Genomic DNA, 14,828 nt, shown 5'->3' on the forward strand with positions numbered 1-14,828 from the left:
GGGTTCTTTCTTGGGCGATGTCAATCTCCGGTGTTTAAGTCGCCGATACTTCAGTAGGTTCGTTGGACAGCGTAGCGGGCCAAGCCGCGCAACGCGGCAACTGCTTCGGTTTCGGGCAGGCCGTCTAGTGCGCGTTCGGCGGTCGCCGCATACGCGCTGGCGCGTTGCCGACTGTAGTCCAAGCTGCCAGTTGTACGGATCGCGTTCAGCACTTCTGGCATTGCATCGCTATCGCCTTTGCTGATGATCATGCGCAAACGTTCACATGTGGCTGCGTCTGAGTGTGTCATCGCATGGATCACTGGTAAGGTGGCTTTGCCTTCGGCGAGATCGTCACCGAGATTTTTGCCCAGTTGGCTATTGTTGGCGGTGTAGTCGAGTACGTCGTCGGTGATTTGGAATGCATAGCCCAATTGCATTCCATATTCGTACATCCGTGTCTGTGTCTGCGTATCGGCATGGGATGCGAGTGCTCCGAGTTGTGCTGCGGCAGCAAACAATATTGCCGTTTTGCGCTCGATCACGCTTAGGTAGGTAGTTTCGTCGGTATCAGGGTTGTGTACGTGCAACAATTGCAGTACTTCGCCTTCAGAGATACGGTTGGTGGTTTCAGCCAATATCTGCATGACTTCTAGGTTGGCTAATTCGGTCATCAGTTGGAAGCTACGCGAATATAGAAAATCACCGACTAGAACGCTGGGTGCATTGCCCCATAGTGCATTTGCGGTACTGCGACTGCGGCGCAGTTCCGATCCGTCGACCACATCATCATGTAGCAGTGTGGCGGTGTGGATGAACTCAATGATGGCAGCCAGTTGGTGGTGATGAGGGCCTGTGGGGCCGATGGCGTGGCCAGCTAACATCGTTAGCATGGGGCGCAGGCGTTTGCCACCTGAGCAGATGATGTGATCGGCAATTTGATTGATCAGCACGATGTCTGAGGTCAGTCGGTCGTGGATCAGCGTATCGATTGCAGCCATGTCTGATGCTGCGAAGGATTGAATCTGGGGAAGGCTTAGGGCGGTATGGAGAGGAGTGGTGGCAATGCTCATGCGGAACAGAAGGTACGTGTTGTCTGAATTATAGGCGTCTCCACGCGATCCGTTCTGAAAGTGGAAGCGCTTCTGTTCTGATTTGCTTGCCGTTGGGTTTTTCTGACAGATAGCTGTTGCTTTTACTGGTGCTCTGTCATGTATTTTTGGATATCCGAATGCTGTTAGGGGGGTGTAGAATCTCCGTTACCCTTTAAGAACTGTTTGCCTGACCGTTTTAGGGTTGGCAAACGAGATAGTGGAATATTAAATGGCCCGTGGTATCAATAAAGTCATCCTCGTCGGTAATCTCGGTAACGATCCGGATATCAAATACACCCAAGGTGGTATGACGATCACTACCATCAGCTTGGCGACAACCAGTGTTCGTAAGGACAAGGATGGCAATACCCAGGAGCGGACCGAATGGCACAGGGTCAAGTTTTTCGGAAAACTCGGTGAGATTGCCGGGGAATATCTACGTAAGGGATCACAGTGCTATATCGAAGGGAGCATTCGCTATGACAAGTTCACTGGCCAGGATGGCCAAGAGCGCTATGTTACAGAGATTGTTGCTGATGAGATGCAAATGTTGGGTGGCCGTAGTGATGGTGGCGGTATGGGCGGGGGCGGTGAGCGCCCACAGCGTCAAACATCGCAGCGTCAGGATTACGCCCCACGTCGCCAGACCCGTCAGCCGTCACAGTCGCCGCAATCTTCACCGCCGCCGATGGACGATTTCGCTGATGACGATATTCCTTTCTAAGAATGCAATGCGTCTAGGTGATCGTAGGGCGCTTGGGTTTAATGCCCATTGAGTCTGGGTCATTGGCTATATGGCGAGTTCGTAAAAATCATCATGTTGTTTTGGTGCCTCTATGGTGGCGGTACTACACCATGTACCCGCCGCGCTGTTGTAACCGATTAAGTTGGGGGGTAGTAGGCCGCAATGCGGGTATCACTGGAATGAGTTACCGCCAGAATGATGTTGCACGGATGATCTAGGTTGGCGCCCGGGCATTAGGTGTCTGTGTTTTTTCGATGAGTGATGAAATGGAATACGGCCAATCTAAATGTGCCGATGTTGCGGTCGCTGATTCCTGTGCTGGTTTCGATGCGGTTTCCAGGATTGATGTCATAGGGAAAGACTGGTTTGCAGTGATCAGTCATCTGTGGGTGACCAATCGTGTGTTAGTTCAGTGTTGACGAGGACGCATTGGTTCGATTGGCATCCCTGGCCTGCATGCTGCCGAATGCGCTCAATCCCCAGCCTGGGGCAAGTCAGATTGCTTTGCAGATCCATTGTGCTGTGTAGGCTTCCTAGGTCATCCGTAGGCAAAGGCTTAGTGTTTATCCGATATAGCGAGAGATGGAGTGTGTTTAAAGAGATTATTAGTCACGTTACTGGCTAATTTTACATTGGCATTGGAAGAATAATTCCAAATATTATTTTTTGTTGTTGTATCTAGGAGGGGGAGGGTGCGCTGGGTTTATTTGCGGTGGATAAGGAATTTTGTTTACAACCGTTGGATAGTGATTGGTTATTCCGCAAATGATGGGAATCAACTTCACGTACCAAGATATTGTTAGTTCTAAAGACTCAGTGAGTGATGTTGTTGAAATAAAAAATAATTTAATGAGATGTTATTTAATTGATGGGTTGAATAATGGTAGTGGGGTCAGTGGAAATAATGTTGTTAGATCGAATTCTTTATTTTACTTTTGGTGTTATAAGTGCTGGCGAGTATGACCCTTTTTAATAATAATTTTTTGTTTTAGAAATTAGAACGGGTTATTATTTGAATTAAAGATAATCTAGGTGTTTTTACTCTCTGTCTCACGGGGTGTTTTGCAGATTAATGAGTGATCTGCAACGAGTAGATGTAGTGTGTTCTGTTGCTTTCACTTGGTGTTGAAAGTCGAGCACAATGGTCTGTATGGCGTGTCATGCTTTTGTAAATATTTAGAGGTATTTCGTGAAGGGATAGCGATGTGTATCGGAGTCAAATCGTTGATATGTGGTTGAGACGCTTGTTTGAAGGTGTTTGTTGCAGTTTTTACCCTTAACCCTAGGTTTCTGGTGGTACTGTGAGTTTGCAGTGTGGGGTACTTTTTCACGTGATGGTGATCTGCTTTGGATTAATTTATCCAATCAATGTGAGTGATGCCCTCTGTCGCCAAGAAGGTAAGCAGAGGAGGTGTTGTGTGGAGCTGTGCTGTATTTGGATGTTGTTTCGAGATGAGTTGGGTCCAGTTGGTGTCTGCAAGATAATGTCATCGCAGGTCTAAGATGGTTTTAGTGTCATAGTGAATCTGTCTTTTAGGGTGGTCTGTCATCCATTAAACCAAGTATGTTTGGGTTGGTACTGCCGTAGTGATCCAAGATGGGGGGCATTTCGGAGGAGCTTGTATAGATGAATATGAATAATTTGGATGGACAGGATGAATGTGGGCGCTGTGATACAGCGTTTCCAAATTTCATTGCGTGCGGTATTGCTGATGCGGTCGATCCGATACAGCTGTTTCAGGTTAAACCGACATTTGACAGTGTGTGCTCCGATGATGATGGCACCTGCGGCAACAATGTGCTAATTCAGCGCATGCATGTTTTGCTGAGGAAGGCCGTCGCTGCAGAGTTACCAGTGGGTGCACGCCTCATTGATTTGGGGTGTGGTACCGGGTTGGATGCGCAGGCATTTGCACAACGCGGTTATAGGGTGATGGCGATTGATGGCGCTTCTACGATGGTCGCGCCTGCGCACCAGCGTGCGCAGGCGGTGGGTCTAGAGGCTCGGTTGCAGGTTGTACCTGTTGGGATTCAGCACATTGATCAATTGCGTGGTGAATTCGATGGTATTTATTCGAATTTTGGATCCTTGAATCATATTGAGGATTTACCGGCGGTCGCTATTGAATGTGCGCGTCTATTGCGTAGCGATGGTTGTTTGGTGTTTTCGGTGATTGGCCGCATGTGCCCGTGGGAGATGAATGAGGACACGCTACGTGGTCGCTTGATGCAGGCGAGTATGCGTTTTGCGTGTGGTGCCGCGGCGTTGCGTGTGAGTGGGCAAATGGTTCGGATTCGACGCTATCTGCCGCGTGAGTTTTATCGGGTGTTTGAAGCTTATTTTTCTTTAGAGTATTACCGTCCGTTGAGTGTGTTCTTGCCGCCTCCTTATTTAGTAGGTTTGTATCAGCGCTATCCGATTTTAGGTCAGTCTTTGGCGTGGTTAGATGATCGGATTGCCACGTGGCCTTTGTTGCGTGACATGGGTGATTACTTTCTTATCGTGATGCGTAAGCGTTCGACGTGTTGTTATGTCTGATGTGTTTGGTGCTATCCATATGGAATGGTGTTCTAGATCGGCATATTTAGTGTAGATGGCAGTTGCTTTATTTATCTGGAAGTAAATAAGAAAATAATAAATAAATAAATTGTTTCAAATGGGTGTGCTGTGGTTACTTATATTTTTCTTTAGAATCTGTTTTCCTGGATTGAGATGCAGTGTTTTTTTCTTGGTTTATTCAGGAATAGGCCGATGCGGGATTGAGGTTTTATGGATGGCACAATGAGGGCGCAGTGCTGAGGACTCATCTGTGATACCAATTTTAGATGCTGAAAAATTATGATGTTATCGATGAATCGTGAATTGATCTATTTGATGTTGATTTTTGCCCTGTTGGTGATTCCGCGTGCATTACAGCGCTTTATGGTTCCTGCGCCGCTGACGTGTTTGTTATTTGGAATTGGCACGATGTTAGTGATGGGGGGGAAACCACATGATGATGTGATTGTCTTACTGAGTACGCTAGGAATTTCTTCGTTGTTTTTGTTTGCTGGGTTGGAGGTGGATCTGAAGGCCTTGCGGCGTGAATTATGGCCGCTGGGGGTGCATTTGCTGGTCTATAGTGTTGCGTTGTTCTGTTTGGGTTGGTTGGTGTGGCGCTACGTGGGTTTGACGTGGCAGGTCGCTGGCCTGTTGGCGTTAGCGCTGTTGACTCCATCGCCTGGTTTCATCATTGATTCGATTGGGCGTTTAGGCTTGAATGAGCATGAGCGTTTCTGGGTAGTGAACAAGGCCATTGCCAGTGAGTTGCTGGCTCTGACGGTGTTGTTTTTCGTTCTGCAGGCATCTGATCCGTGGCAAATGGCGTTGTCCAGCGGTGTGTTGGTAGCGTTGTTTGTGTGCTTGCCGTTGTTGTTTGTTGCTTTGGATCGCTGGGTGGTGCCGCAAGCGCCAGGCTCGGAGTTCTCGCTGCTGGTCATGGTCGGCATGATCGCTGCTTACGCAACGTACAAGATTGGTGTTTATTACTTGGTGGGTGCATTCATTACTGGTTTGATTGCGCGTTTGTTGCACCAGCGCATGCCGCATTTGGCTTCTGAGGAAAATTTGAATGCTGTGCGTTTGTTTGCTTCATTTTTCGTACCGTTTTATTTCTTCAGGGCCGGTACCAATGTGTCGCCGCAGGCACTGAGTTTTGAGGCATTGGGGTTGGGTATTTTGATAACAATGGTGGTGTTACCGCTGCGCATTGCGGTGATATGGGTGCAACGGCGTGTGCTGTTCGGTAAGGGTGAGGATTTTCGCTCCAGTTTGAGGGTGTCGTTGGCTTTGGTACCGACACTAATTTTTACATTGGTATTAGCTGGAATTTTGCGTGATCGTTTCTCGATCTCGGAGGTATTGTTTGGGGCGTTGCTGTTGTATGCGGCATTTACGACGTTGTTACCGTCGTTGATTTTCCGTCTGTTGTCGGCTTGGGGTGTGCCTTCACGGTCTGGTGATCAGGCGTCGCGGGAGACATTGCCATCATCCGGTATGGCGGGTTGATCTTATTTTGGTCAGTGTGGTTTCAATCGCAAGCGTTATTGATGGATGAGCAAGGGGCAGCGGATTAAGTGACCATGGGACGTGAGCAGTGATGGTGTGCTGTGTGCAATTTTTTGGGTGAGCGGCGGATGGTGTCGGTATGTGGTGGAGTACGTTGCGATTATGGCAGCGGTGTGTTGGAGATGATTTCTACCCAATAGCCGTCTGGATCTTTGATGAAGGCGATGTTTTTCATACGGCCATCGGTTAGGCGTTTTTGATAAGGCACTTGGAGTGTGTCAAAACGTGCGCAGGCGCTGTACAGATCGGGCACGGAGATGCAGATGTGGCCAAAGCCGCGCGGTTCGCTGTTGCCGTTGTGGTAGATCTGTCCTTCTTGGGTTTCGGTTCCGTAGTTGTGGGTCAATTCAAGGACTCCGGGGATGCCGGACATCCACAGGCGGCGTTCGGTGTCATTGTCTGAGATGTGTACCGTCTGGGGTAACAGTGCGAGGAAGTACAGGCTGAATTGTGCTTCGGGGAAGTCCCGTTGGTCGATCAGGCGGAAGCCGAGTATGCGAGCGTAGAAATCCAGAGAAGCGTTGATGTCTTTGACCCGTAGCATGGTGTGATTGAACACGAAGTCCCGGGTTTCTTCCGGAGGTTGTGGGATGGTTTTGAGCTGATGTTGGAAGTTTTTGGGGTGCATAGGAGATATTTTGCGTAGGAAAGGCCGGTGTGTTTACGGGTTGATGTGCAAGGATGGAGTATTGCTACCCCTTTGGGGGGCTTCTTTTGAGGTTGTCGATGTGATGCTGCTGTACTGGTGTTCAGCGTAGCAGGATGAGTGTTGCTAAGCCTAGAAAGCCGGTGACATTAGTATTAGTCAGGGTAGTTGAGAATAACGCCTCCCGCTAATGCTGGGTGGAAGCCTAGGCGTTTGAGTGTCATTGTGATGATGACTCTCCTCCCAATGCTGCGGTACATAAGTTGATGGTCAGTGCTCAGCAGATCACCAGGGACAGCATGGGTTGTTTGAGCTAAAGCAAAACGATGATGCCCAAGCTTACATTTCAGGGAGATGCCGTTGATGAAGGTAGCAGCGATTTCTTTTTTGAGGAGTGGTAAATACGTTGGAGGATGCTGATCTGGCCGAGTGCCAAGCTGCGCACCATCACTGCCAGGACTTGGGTGACCGCATTGCCTCCGATGCTGGCAACGGTTGGCGTCAGCGCTGTCAGTGTCACCACTTTTTGATGGTGTATTCAAATTCGCTGACAACGTTGATGGTGATGAATGCAGTGCATAGGTTGATGCCTAACCACAGTAGCCGGCGTCGGAATGTAAGTCGTGCTGGGCTGAACATGTTTTTTACATTACTGAGTCCTGCGGCGCTCATGGCTTGGTGTTCGGCTTGTTCACGGATGATGTCGACGATGTTGTCGATAGTGATATGGCCGAGAAGGGCGTTGTTTTCGTTGACGACTGGGGCGGAGAGCCTGTCGTTGTAAGAAAATTGGCGTGCGACTTCTTGAGCGTGTTCTTTGATGTTGATGGCTGGTTGTTCGTTGTCAATTAAGCGATTAATCAGTGTGTCGGGTTGATGGGTGACGAGTGTCGCTAGTGAAACTCTGCCTAGGTATTGGTGGTGGTGGCTCACCACGTACAGGTTGTCGGTGTGGTCGCGGAGTTCGGCACGCAGGCGCAATTGGCCTAGGACCATGTCGACATTGACATTGGCGTGTACCGTGATTGTGTCGGGGGTTCATCAGGGGTCCGACGTTGTCCTCAGGATAGGAGATGGCTTGTTCAAGGCGTTTACGGCTTTCGCCGTCCATTGATTGAATGGCGTTGGTCGATAACTGTGTTTGGCAGGTCATCAACTAAGTTGGCTAGGTTGTCGATATCTAGGTCTTCGACTGCGGCGATGATCTCCTCCATGTCCATTGTCGCAAGCAGGCTTTCTCGCACTTCGTCACCAACGTGCAGGAGTACTTTGCCATCGTCTTCATGATTAACTAAGCTCCATACAGTCTCGCGTTTCCCTGTGGGTAGTGATTCGAGGAGGTTGCCGATCTCCGCTGTACTGAGTGTGTTAATCAAGCGTCCAATGGTGCTAAACGACAGCTATCTAGGGCGTTGGATAGTAGGTGCAGTTGGTTTCATGCCTGGTTTCCGGCAGAGGAAAAATGGACCGTTCCCAAAGGGTACGGTTGGATTCAATCAATCTTCATTATTGTCTTTCAATAGGATGACCAGATAAGCGTCCGGTAGCGATGGTGGCATTATGTCGGTGTCGTATTGGCGTGTGCCGCCATCCATTCTTCGATGCTCTTCCGGTCGCGTGCGCGGAGCAGTGTGGTTACACTTGTTTTCAATGTGCCCAGGTCGCTGTTGCGGATTGCACGGCGTACTTCAAGTAATGTGGCCGGGTGAAGGCTGAATTCTGTGAGACCTAATGCCAGAAGCATGGGCACGTAATGTGGATCGCCAGCGATTTCACCGCAGATGGCGACAGGGGTGGCATGTGTATGTGCGGTGACGATGATCTGAGCCAGTACTGCCAGGACGCCAGGGTGGAGTGGGGAGTATATTTCGCTGATTGCCGCATTGTTGCGGTCGGCGGCCAATAGGTATTGGACCAGGTCGTTGGTACCGATCGATAGGAAGTCGATTTCTTTGATAAAGCTGTTGAGTGCGATTGCTGCAGCTGGTACTTCGATCATCGCTCCTAGTGGAACCTGCTCGGCAATGTCGTGGCCTTCGGTGCGCAATTGGATGCTGAGCGCTTTGATCTGCTTGCGTAGAAGGATGATCTCTTCTCGGCAGCTAACCATGGGGACCAAGATACGGACATGCCCATAGGTGGAGGTGCGCAGGATCGCTCGTAATTGTGTGTTGGCCACTGCGGGGTGTGCCATCGACAGGCGTATCCCACGCAGGCCCATTGCTGGGTTTTCTTCGTTACTGAGAGTCAGGCCGGTACAGTCGGTTTTATCTGCACCCAGATCTAATGTGCGGATGGTGACTGGGCGTCCGTTCATACGTAGTACAGTGTCGCGGTATGTTTGGAACTGTTCTTCTTCGTCCGGCAGTTTGTTGCGTTGCAGAAACAGGAATTCAGTGCGGTACAGGCCCACACCGGCCGCGCCCAGTGCGTATGCTTGGGAGACATCGTCCGGTGATTCTGCGTTGGCCTGTACGACAATGTCGACGTTGTCGCGAGTGCGGCTGTGTTTAGAGCGTAGTTGTTCCAGCTCACGTTGTTCTTTGGCGCGTTCGCGCAGTCGGCTATGGTAGTGACGCAGGTCCTGTGGCGATGGATTGACAATGATTTCTCCGCTGTTGCCATCGATGATCAGCATGTCGCCGTTGGTGATCTTTTGTAGCAGCAGCTCTCCTGCACCAACGATCAGTGGCAGGTGCAAGCTATGCGCCAGGATGGCGCTGTGCGAGAGTGTATTGCCAGCCGCGATGACGATTCCAATAATGCCTTGGGCTTGTACTTGGGCCAATTCGGATGGGGCGATGTTGTTGCAGATGAGGATTTCACCTGCAGCATCTTTGGGTTCGGGGGAGTGTTTTTTTAGAAAGGCGTGGATGCGTCCTAGCACGTGATTCAGGTCGTCCATGCGACTTTTCAGGTAGTGGTCTTCCATGGCTTCGAATTCTGTGGTGAGGCGGTCGCGCTGTATTTTCAGCGCGTATTCGGCACTGTAGTTGTGAGTGAGGATGAGTTCGTTCAGGCTCCGTAGTAGCTCAGGGTCATCGATCAACAGTGTGTATAGGTCGAGAAACTCGCCGACTTCGTGGGACAAGGTGCCATGCATGCGTTCTCGCAGTACTTGTATTTCCTGACGTGCTGCGCTCATGGCTTGGTACAAGCTATGTAATTCGGCGTTAGTGTCAGTGATGTATTTATCCTGGATTTCGATGATGTTCATCTGACGGACCCAGGCGCGCCCCAGTGCAGTGCCTCGTGCTGCGCCGTGGCCCTGGAGGCGCACATTCATCTGTGTGTGCAGTGTGGGGGTGGGGCGATGAGCGGAGTGGGGCATGTTTATCTGTGCTCTTTATGTGTCCTCGTTGAAGCGGTTTTCGAACAGTTCACTCAGTGCTTGCATTGCCGTATGTTCGTCTTCACCGTCGATCCGTACCCGGATCACGGTGCCTTGGCTGGCGGCGAGCAGCATGACTCCCATGATGCTTTTGGCGTTGACTTCGCGGCCTTTTGTCGACAATGTCGTGTTGCTTTGGAACTTCGACATTGTTTGTACCAGTTTGGCAGTGGCTCGCGCGTGGAGTCCTAGTTTGTTAGTTACTGTTAGTTCGTGTTCAAGCATCGTCAATGATTGCTCCATTGCGGGTTGCGGCGGCTGCCGTGGCAGGCAGGTCTTGCAGGTTTTGTTCTGGGTGATTCATCACACGTAATAGCATCGGTAGGCTTAGGGCTGAGACTCGGCGCACGGGGGTGTCTAGTTGGGCTAGGCGGTGTGCGAGGTTGCTCGGGCTGGCGCCATACAGATCGGTCATGATTAACACTCCTTCTCCGTTGTTGACCCGATGCATCGCTGCTGATGCGTGTGGTAGCAATGTATCCAGATCAACATCGAGAGGGACTTCAAATGCTTCGATTTTGAGGGGTAATTGTTGTAATAACGCTGTAGCCACACGTAACAAGGCGTGGCCAATGCCGGGGTGAGTGATTAGGAGAATGCCACAGGCCATAAGGAAAAGTTAACATGGCGGTGTTCTCTGAGCATAGGTGTGTGGTGTGTATGTGCTGATCTGTGGGGGTAGGTGCTACGCCCAGAGGCGCGTGCCATGTTATTTGGAGTGTATATGGTGTAGGCAGGGTCGCACATGTTTAGGTTGGAAAGCGGTCGGTGTTTTTTTTATGTATTCCCCTTATTTTGAGATGTGGTAGCAATGATGAGCGATGGTAGGGAGATTGTTGGTACGTATGTTGCAATGTTTTATCGACTTTTGGGAATGGTTGAGCATCATTGGTGATGCCGTTTTGTGTCTGCACTCTGGGTTATAAAGTTCGCTATGCCATGATGCTTGAAGTGTGGATGCTTTTTTTCTGGATCATTAAGGTTACTCAAGTTCGCGATGAAAAGTGGCTACTTCAGACCACCCTTTTTCCCGTGCGTGTCTGGCCATTTGCTCGGCTAGGTAGACGGAACGGTGTTTGCCGCCGGTACAGCCGAATGCGACGGTGACATAGCTTCTGGTGTCGGCCTGTAGTCGTGCCAGCCAAGTGTCGAGAAATTCGGTGATTTGTGTCAGGTAGAGGATCACGTCTGGTTGTTGTTCCATGTAGTCGCGCACGTTGCTATCACGCCCTGTCAGTGAGCGCAGCTCTGGTTCCCAATGTGGGTTCGGTAGGATGCGTGCGTCGAATACGAAGTCTGCTTCTGTTGGTACGCCGCGTTTGTATGCGAATGATTCAAATAACAGTGATAGTTTGTCGCTGTGTGTTAGTGCGAATTCTGTGACGACGTGTCGGCGTAGTTGGTGTACGTTGAATGTACTGGTGTCTATGACTGCCTCGGCGGCTTCGCGCAGTGGTGCGGTCAATTCTCGTTCCAGAGCAATGGCTTCTGGTAGCGATAGCCCTAAATGACTCAGCGGATGGCGGCGGCGGGTGTCGGCGTATCGTTTGAGTAAAGTTTCGTTGCTGGCGTCGAAGAACAGCAGGTGTGCTTTGATGTTGTAATGCTTGGCTGTGTGGCGCCATTGGTCTAGTTCGGAGATATTACTGCCGCTGCGTATGTCAATGCCTATGGCGATGCGTTGATCGCTCAGTTCGGCAACGCGAAGGCGACGGCGTAAGAAGTGCGGTAGCAGTTCTACTGGGAGATTGTCTGAGCAGTAATAATCAAGGTCTTCAAAGGTCTTTAGGGCGACGGATTTGCCAGAGCCAGATAGGCCGCTGATGATAATGAGGCTATGTTCTGGCGGTTTCATGGGGGACGCCGTTCTAGCAGGTTGCTGTGCCGGGCAATAAACATTGTTGCTGGGTCGATGCCTTTGGTACGCAGAATGTGTAGGCGTGTGGCTGCTTCCGTCAATACTGCGAGGTTGCGACCAGGCATCACTGGCAAAGTAATTAATGGAACATCCAAGTCTAGTACGTGGCGTGTGCCTGAATCCCCTGTGAGGCGTTCGTAGCCGGAAGGTGTGGGTTCGGTTATTGGCTTGGTTAAGTGTACGATCAGGCGTAGATATTTGTTCTTCTTTATTGCGGTATCGCCGAACATGTGGCGTACGTTCAATACGCCTAGGCCGCGTACTTCTAGTAAGTCTTGGAGTATTTCAGGGCAGGTGCCGTCAAGTACGTCCGGAGCGATCTGAGTGAATTCTGGAGCATCGTCAGCAACGAGACGATGACCACGACTGAGGAGTTCCAGCGCTAGTTCGCTCTTGCCTGAGCCAGCTTCCCCAGTGATGAGTACGCCAATTGAATAGATTTCCATGAATACCCCGTGTAGCGTGGCGCGTGGCGCCAATATGCGTGCGAGGTGGTAGGAAAGATGGTTGAGAAGCTCGTGGCCTCGCTTGGGAGAGACCCATAAGGGAATCTGGCTGTTGTCTGCTGCTGTCCGCATGTCTTCCGGACAGGATTGATTCTTGCTGATGACCAGGGTGAGCGGTTGGAATTGGATGATCTTCTCAATGGTTTCTTTGCGTTTGTTTGGTTCCAGAGAATCCAACCAAGTCAGTTCTTCGGTACCGAGGATCTGCACTTTGTTTGGGTAGATGGTATTCAGGTAGCCGGCGAGTGAGGGACGTCGGGCGCGGGTATCACCGGAGTCAATCTGACGGTGTTCGCCCTGTTGTCCCGCAATCCAGCGTAGAGAGAGGCGGTCGCGTTGTAAGTCGAACAGTTCGCGGGCGGTGATGCTGGTATTCATTCAGCGTTTTTTGCGGGCTTGGTATAGAAAGTAGCAGTTTGGGGATTTCATCTGCTGCGTTGAATAGTAAGTCTACTATTGAGTGAGGCCAACGCAGCAGCGTTATTACCTGCTTGTTTCACGGTCTTATGGTGCGGCTAGTTAGGGCGTGGTTTGCGGTGTTGCGTTGCTGTTGTCAGTACGCTTTTTAGCTAAATCACGCGGATACTCTGGGTGAGCACCATTACCATCAAATCAATCTGGAGTAGGTAACTTCAAGTTGCAATCATTCTAGGTGATCGCGTACCTCCTTGGCGTGGTGGTCGCATTTTTTTTCCTTGTGCTTGAGTATTAATCGATCAAGTTTGTCTGCTACCAGATCAATGGCTGCGTACATGGTTGATGCACTGGCGTTGGCATTCAAAGTACGGCCTGGGATATTGATTGTAGCGGTAACATGATGGTCGATTTTACTCATGGACAGTTGGGTGCGGATTTCGCAGTGGTGGCTGAAGTGGCGTTGGAGGCGTTTTAGCTTCGTTTCCACATACTCCCGTAAAGCAGGAGTGACTTCGATCTGTTGCCCATAAGTTTCGATGTGCATCGGATACCTCCCATTGGTTATTACGTTAATCAATCATCCTATTCCTGTTTGATCCACCTGTTTGGCGCTGAGACGCCGGAAATAGATAGATCAGAGGACTCGGACGCGTTCGTGGGATGCGGAGATGTTCATAGCATCACGATACTTTGCTATGGTGCGTCGCGCTACTGGGATACCGGATGTCTTCAGTAATTCAGCTAGTTTGGCGTCAGAGAGTGGCTTGCGGGGGTTTTCAGTTTCTATGAGACGTCTGATGATTGCTTGAATGGCAGAGCTGGAGGTCTCTCCGCCGCTGTCGGTGCTGATTCCTGAAGCGAAAAAGGTGCGTAGCGGTAAGGTGCCACGTGGGGTGCGTACATACTTGCCAGCAATTGCACGGGATACGGTGGATTCATGCAGGGCAAGTTCCGTTGCTAATTCGCGGATAGTCAATGGACGTAACGCGTGTTGGCCGAATTCCAAGAATCCCGCTTGGTGACGTATGAGGCTGTTTACCACTTTTAACAAGGTTTCACCGCGTGCTTCCAGGCCCTTGAGCAGCCACCGTGCTTCCTGGAGTTGGTTGCGTAGGTAGCTCGCATTGGCGTCATTGCAGCTGTTGATGAGCTGTTCGTAGCCGCGGTGGAGGACGACCTGTGGGAATGCACGTTCCAACAACGCGGCTTGCCACAACCCATGTTGGCGCCAGATCACACAGTCCGGTACAACGTAGGTTCCAACTTCTAAGTCGCCAATTTTCTTACCTGGGCGAGGGTCCAGTCCACGGATCAATTCCACTGCCTGTTGGACGTCTTGGGAGGGTCGTTTCAGTTCGCGTGCCAGTCCGGTGACACCACTGCGCGGCAATTGTTCGAGCAGTGGGCTGTTGACAATCTGCAGTGCAAGTGTGCGTCCGGGTATCGCTTCTCTCAATGATTTCAGTTGCAGTGTCAAGCACTCGGCCAGCGAGCGTGCAGCCACGCCGCTCGGGTCAAAAGATTGAATGTGTCGTAATACTGGTAGCAGTTCGCTTTCATCTACGGATAACGGGGCCAGGGTTGCAGTCAGTGTGGACAAAAGTTCACGCAGGTAACCATCTTCTTCTATGGCATCAATCAAGACGGTGCCTATTTGGTAATCACGTGCTGACAGTGGGGAGAGGTGCAGTTGCCACAGCAAGTGATCAGTGAGAGTGTTCCCGGTGGTAAGACGTTCAGCAGGGTTGTTGTCGTCATTTTCGTTGCTTTTACTGCCGTTGATATCCCAGGCGGATTCTTTGGCTTGCCAATCTTCTGTTTCTACTTCCCTTTCGGTAGCTTCGCTGGTCTCCGATGATTGGTTCTCGGCCCAGTCCAAGAGTGGATTGCTCTCTATCGCGGCGGTGATTTCCAGTTGCAATTCGGCGTTGGACATTTGCAGCAGACGGATGCTTTGGTGTAGCTGGGGTGTCATGACCAGCTGTTGTCCGATGGATGTTCGCAGTCTTGCTTTCAATGTCATA

The 14,828-nt window shown here is 50.6% G+C and carries 13 protein-coding genes and 1 pseudogene; 4 read left to right on the forward strand and 10 right to left on the reverse strand.

Annotated features, from left to right (window positions below):
- Positions 1 to 50: 50 nt before the first annotated feature.
- Positions 51 to 1,052 (reverse strand): polyprenyl synthetase family protein, encoded by a 1,002-nt coding sequence (locus F7G16_RS06830; RefSeq protein WP_004083792.1) that lies wholly within the window; start codon positions 1,050 to 1,052, stop codon positions 51 to 53.
- Positions 1,053 to 1,302: 250 nt separating this feature from the next.
- On the opposite strand from F7G16_RS06830, the gene F7G16_RS06835 reads away from it, so the two are divergent.
- The 4 genes from F7G16_RS06835 to F7G16_RS06850 all read left to right on the forward strand — a co-directional run bounded on the left by F7G16_RS06835 (position 1,303) and on the right by F7G16_RS06850 (position 5,866).
- Positions 1,303 to 1,797: a single-stranded DNA-binding protein gene (locus F7G16_RS06835; protein WP_004089231.1), complete on the forward strand. Its 495-nt coding sequence runs from the start codon at positions 1,303 to 1,305 to the stop codon at positions 1,795 to 1,797.
- Positions 1,798 to 2,072: 275 nt separating this feature from the next.
- Positions 2,073 to 2,237 (forward strand): hypothetical protein, encoded by a 165-nt coding sequence (locus F7G16_RS06840; RefSeq protein WP_014607674.1) that lies wholly within the window; start codon positions 2,073 to 2,075, stop codon positions 2,235 to 2,237.
- Positions 2,238 to 3,445: 1,208 nt separating this feature from the next.
- Entirely contained in the window at positions 3,446 to 4,357 is a 912-nt protein-coding gene (locus F7G16_RS06845) for a class I SAM-dependent methyltransferase (protein ID WP_004089229.1), read from the forward strand.
- A gap of 300 nt (positions 4,358 to 4,657) precedes the next feature.
- Positions 4,658 to 5,866, forward strand: a complete 1,209-nt coding sequence (locus F7G16_RS06850) for a cation:proton antiporter (protein ID WP_004089227.1) — start codon at positions 4,658 to 4,660, stop codon at positions 5,864 to 5,866.
- A 160-nt stretch (positions 5,867 to 6,026) separates the two neighbouring features.
- Here F7G16_RS06850 and gloA read toward each other — a convergent pair whose 3' ends face one another.
- From gloA to F7G16_RS06895, 9 genes and pseudogenes are all read right to left on the reverse strand, one after another.
- A complete protein-coding gene (gene gloA, locus F7G16_RS06855; RefSeq protein WP_004089226.1) occupies positions 6,027 to 6,554 on the reverse strand; it encodes a lactoylglutathione lyase in 528 nt (175 codons plus the stop codon).
- 121 nt (positions 6,555 to 6,675) lie between these two features.
- A pseudogene (locus tag F7G16_RS06860) lies at positions 6,676 to 8,001 on the reverse strand (magnesium transporter).
- A 129-nt stretch (positions 8,002 to 8,130) separates the two neighbouring features.
- A complete protein-coding gene (gene ptsP, locus F7G16_RS06865; protein WP_004089223.1) occupies positions 8,131 to 9,903 on the reverse strand; it encodes a phosphoenolpyruvate--protein phosphotransferase in 1,773 nt (590 codons plus the stop codon).
- A 15-nt stretch (positions 9,904 to 9,918) separates the two neighbouring features.
- The gene (locus F7G16_RS06870) at positions 9,919 to 10,188 is read right to left on the reverse strand and encodes an HPr family phosphocarrier protein (protein WP_004089222.1); all 270 of its coding nucleotides are present in this window, start codon (positions 10,186 to 10,188) and stop codon (positions 9,919 to 9,921) included.
- Entirely contained in the window at positions 10,181 to 10,573 is a 393-nt protein-coding gene (locus tag F7G16_RS06875; RefSeq protein WP_004083781.1) for a PTS sugar transporter subunit IIA, read from the reverse strand. Before F7G16_RS06875 ends, F7G16_RS06870 begins: the two co-directional genes overlap by 8 nt.
- A gap of 372 nt (positions 10,574 to 10,945) precedes the next feature.
- Positions 10,946 to 11,818, reverse strand: coding sequence for an RNase adapter RapZ (rapZ, locus tag F7G16_RS06880; protein ID WP_004089221.1), 873 nt, complete (start codon positions 11,816 to 11,818; stop codon positions 10,946 to 10,948).
- Positions 11,815 to 12,765: an HPr(Ser) kinase/phosphatase gene (hprK, locus tag F7G16_RS06885; RefSeq protein WP_004083779.1), complete on the reverse strand. Its 951-nt coding sequence runs from the start codon at positions 12,763 to 12,765 to the stop codon at positions 11,815 to 11,817. The genes rapZ and hprK overlap by 4 nt, the downstream gene beginning before the upstream one ends.
- Positions 12,766 to 13,030: 265 nt before the next feature.
- Complete coding sequence (hpf, locus tag F7G16_RS06890) at positions 13,031 to 13,348, reverse strand: ribosome hibernation-promoting factor, HPF/YfiA family (RefSeq protein WP_004083778.1); 318 nt, start codon at positions 13,346 to 13,348, stop codon at positions 13,031 to 13,033.
- Between the two features lie 90 nt (positions 13,349 to 13,438).
- Positions 13,439 to 14,821 (reverse strand): RNA polymerase factor sigma-54, encoded by a 1,383-nt coding sequence (locus tag F7G16_RS06895; RefSeq protein WP_024749294.1) that lies wholly within the window; start codon positions 14,819 to 14,821, stop codon positions 13,439 to 13,441.
- Positions 14,822 to 14,828: the final 7 nt, after the last annotated feature.

The organism is Xylella fastidiosa (genome assembly GCF_011801475.1).
Classification (GTDB): Bacteria; Pseudomonadota; Gammaproteobacteria; order Xanthomonadales; family Xanthomonadaceae; genus Xylella; species Xylella fastidiosa.

Excerpts from the sequence above, each read along its gene's own strand:
- hprK (WP_004083779.1), bottom strand. The coding sequence starts at position 12,765 with ATGAATACCAGCATCACCGCCCGCGAACTGTTCGACTTACAACGCGAC.
- F7G16_RS06850 (WP_004089227.1), top strand. The coding sequence starts at position 4,658 with ATGATGTTATCGATGAATCGTGAATTGATCTATTTGATGTTGATTTTT.
- gloA (WP_004089226.1), bottom strand. The coding sequence starts at position 6,554 with ATGCACCCCAAAAACTTCCAACATCAGCTCAAAACCATCCCACAACCT.
- F7G16_RS06875 (WP_004083781.1), bottom strand. The coding sequence starts at position 10,573 with ATGGCCTGTGGCATTCTCCTAATCACTCACCCCGGCATTGGCCACGCC.
- F7G16_RS06840 (WP_014607674.1), top strand. The coding sequence starts at position 2,073 with ATGAGTGATGAAATGGAATACGGCCAATCTAAATGTGCCGATGTTGCG.
- hpf (WP_004083778.1), bottom strand. The coding sequence starts at position 13,348 with ATGCACATCGAAACTTATGGGCAACAGATCGAAGTCACTCCTGCTTTA.
- F7G16_RS06830 (WP_004083792.1), bottom strand. The coding sequence starts at position 1,052 with ATGAGCATTGCCACCACTCCTCTCCATACCGCCCTAAGCCTTCCCCAG.
- F7G16_RS06870 (WP_004089222.1), bottom strand. The coding sequence starts at position 10,188 with ATGCTTGAACACGAACTAACAGTAACTAACAAACTAGGACTCCACGCG.
- F7G16_RS06845 (WP_004089229.1), top strand. The coding sequence starts at position 3,446 with ATGAATATGAATAATTTGGATGGACAGGATGAATGTGGGCGCTGTGAT.
- rapZ (WP_004089221.1), bottom strand. The coding sequence starts at position 11,818 with ATGAAACCGCCAGAACATAGCCTCATTATCATCAGCGGCCTATCTGGC.
- F7G16_RS06835 (WP_004089231.1), top strand. The coding sequence starts at position 1,303 with ATGGCCCGTGGTATCAATAAAGTCATCCTCGTCGGTAATCTCGGTAAC.
- ptsP (WP_004089223.1), bottom strand. The coding sequence starts at position 9,903 with ATGCCCCACTCCGCTCATCGCCCCACCCCCACACTGCACACACAGATG.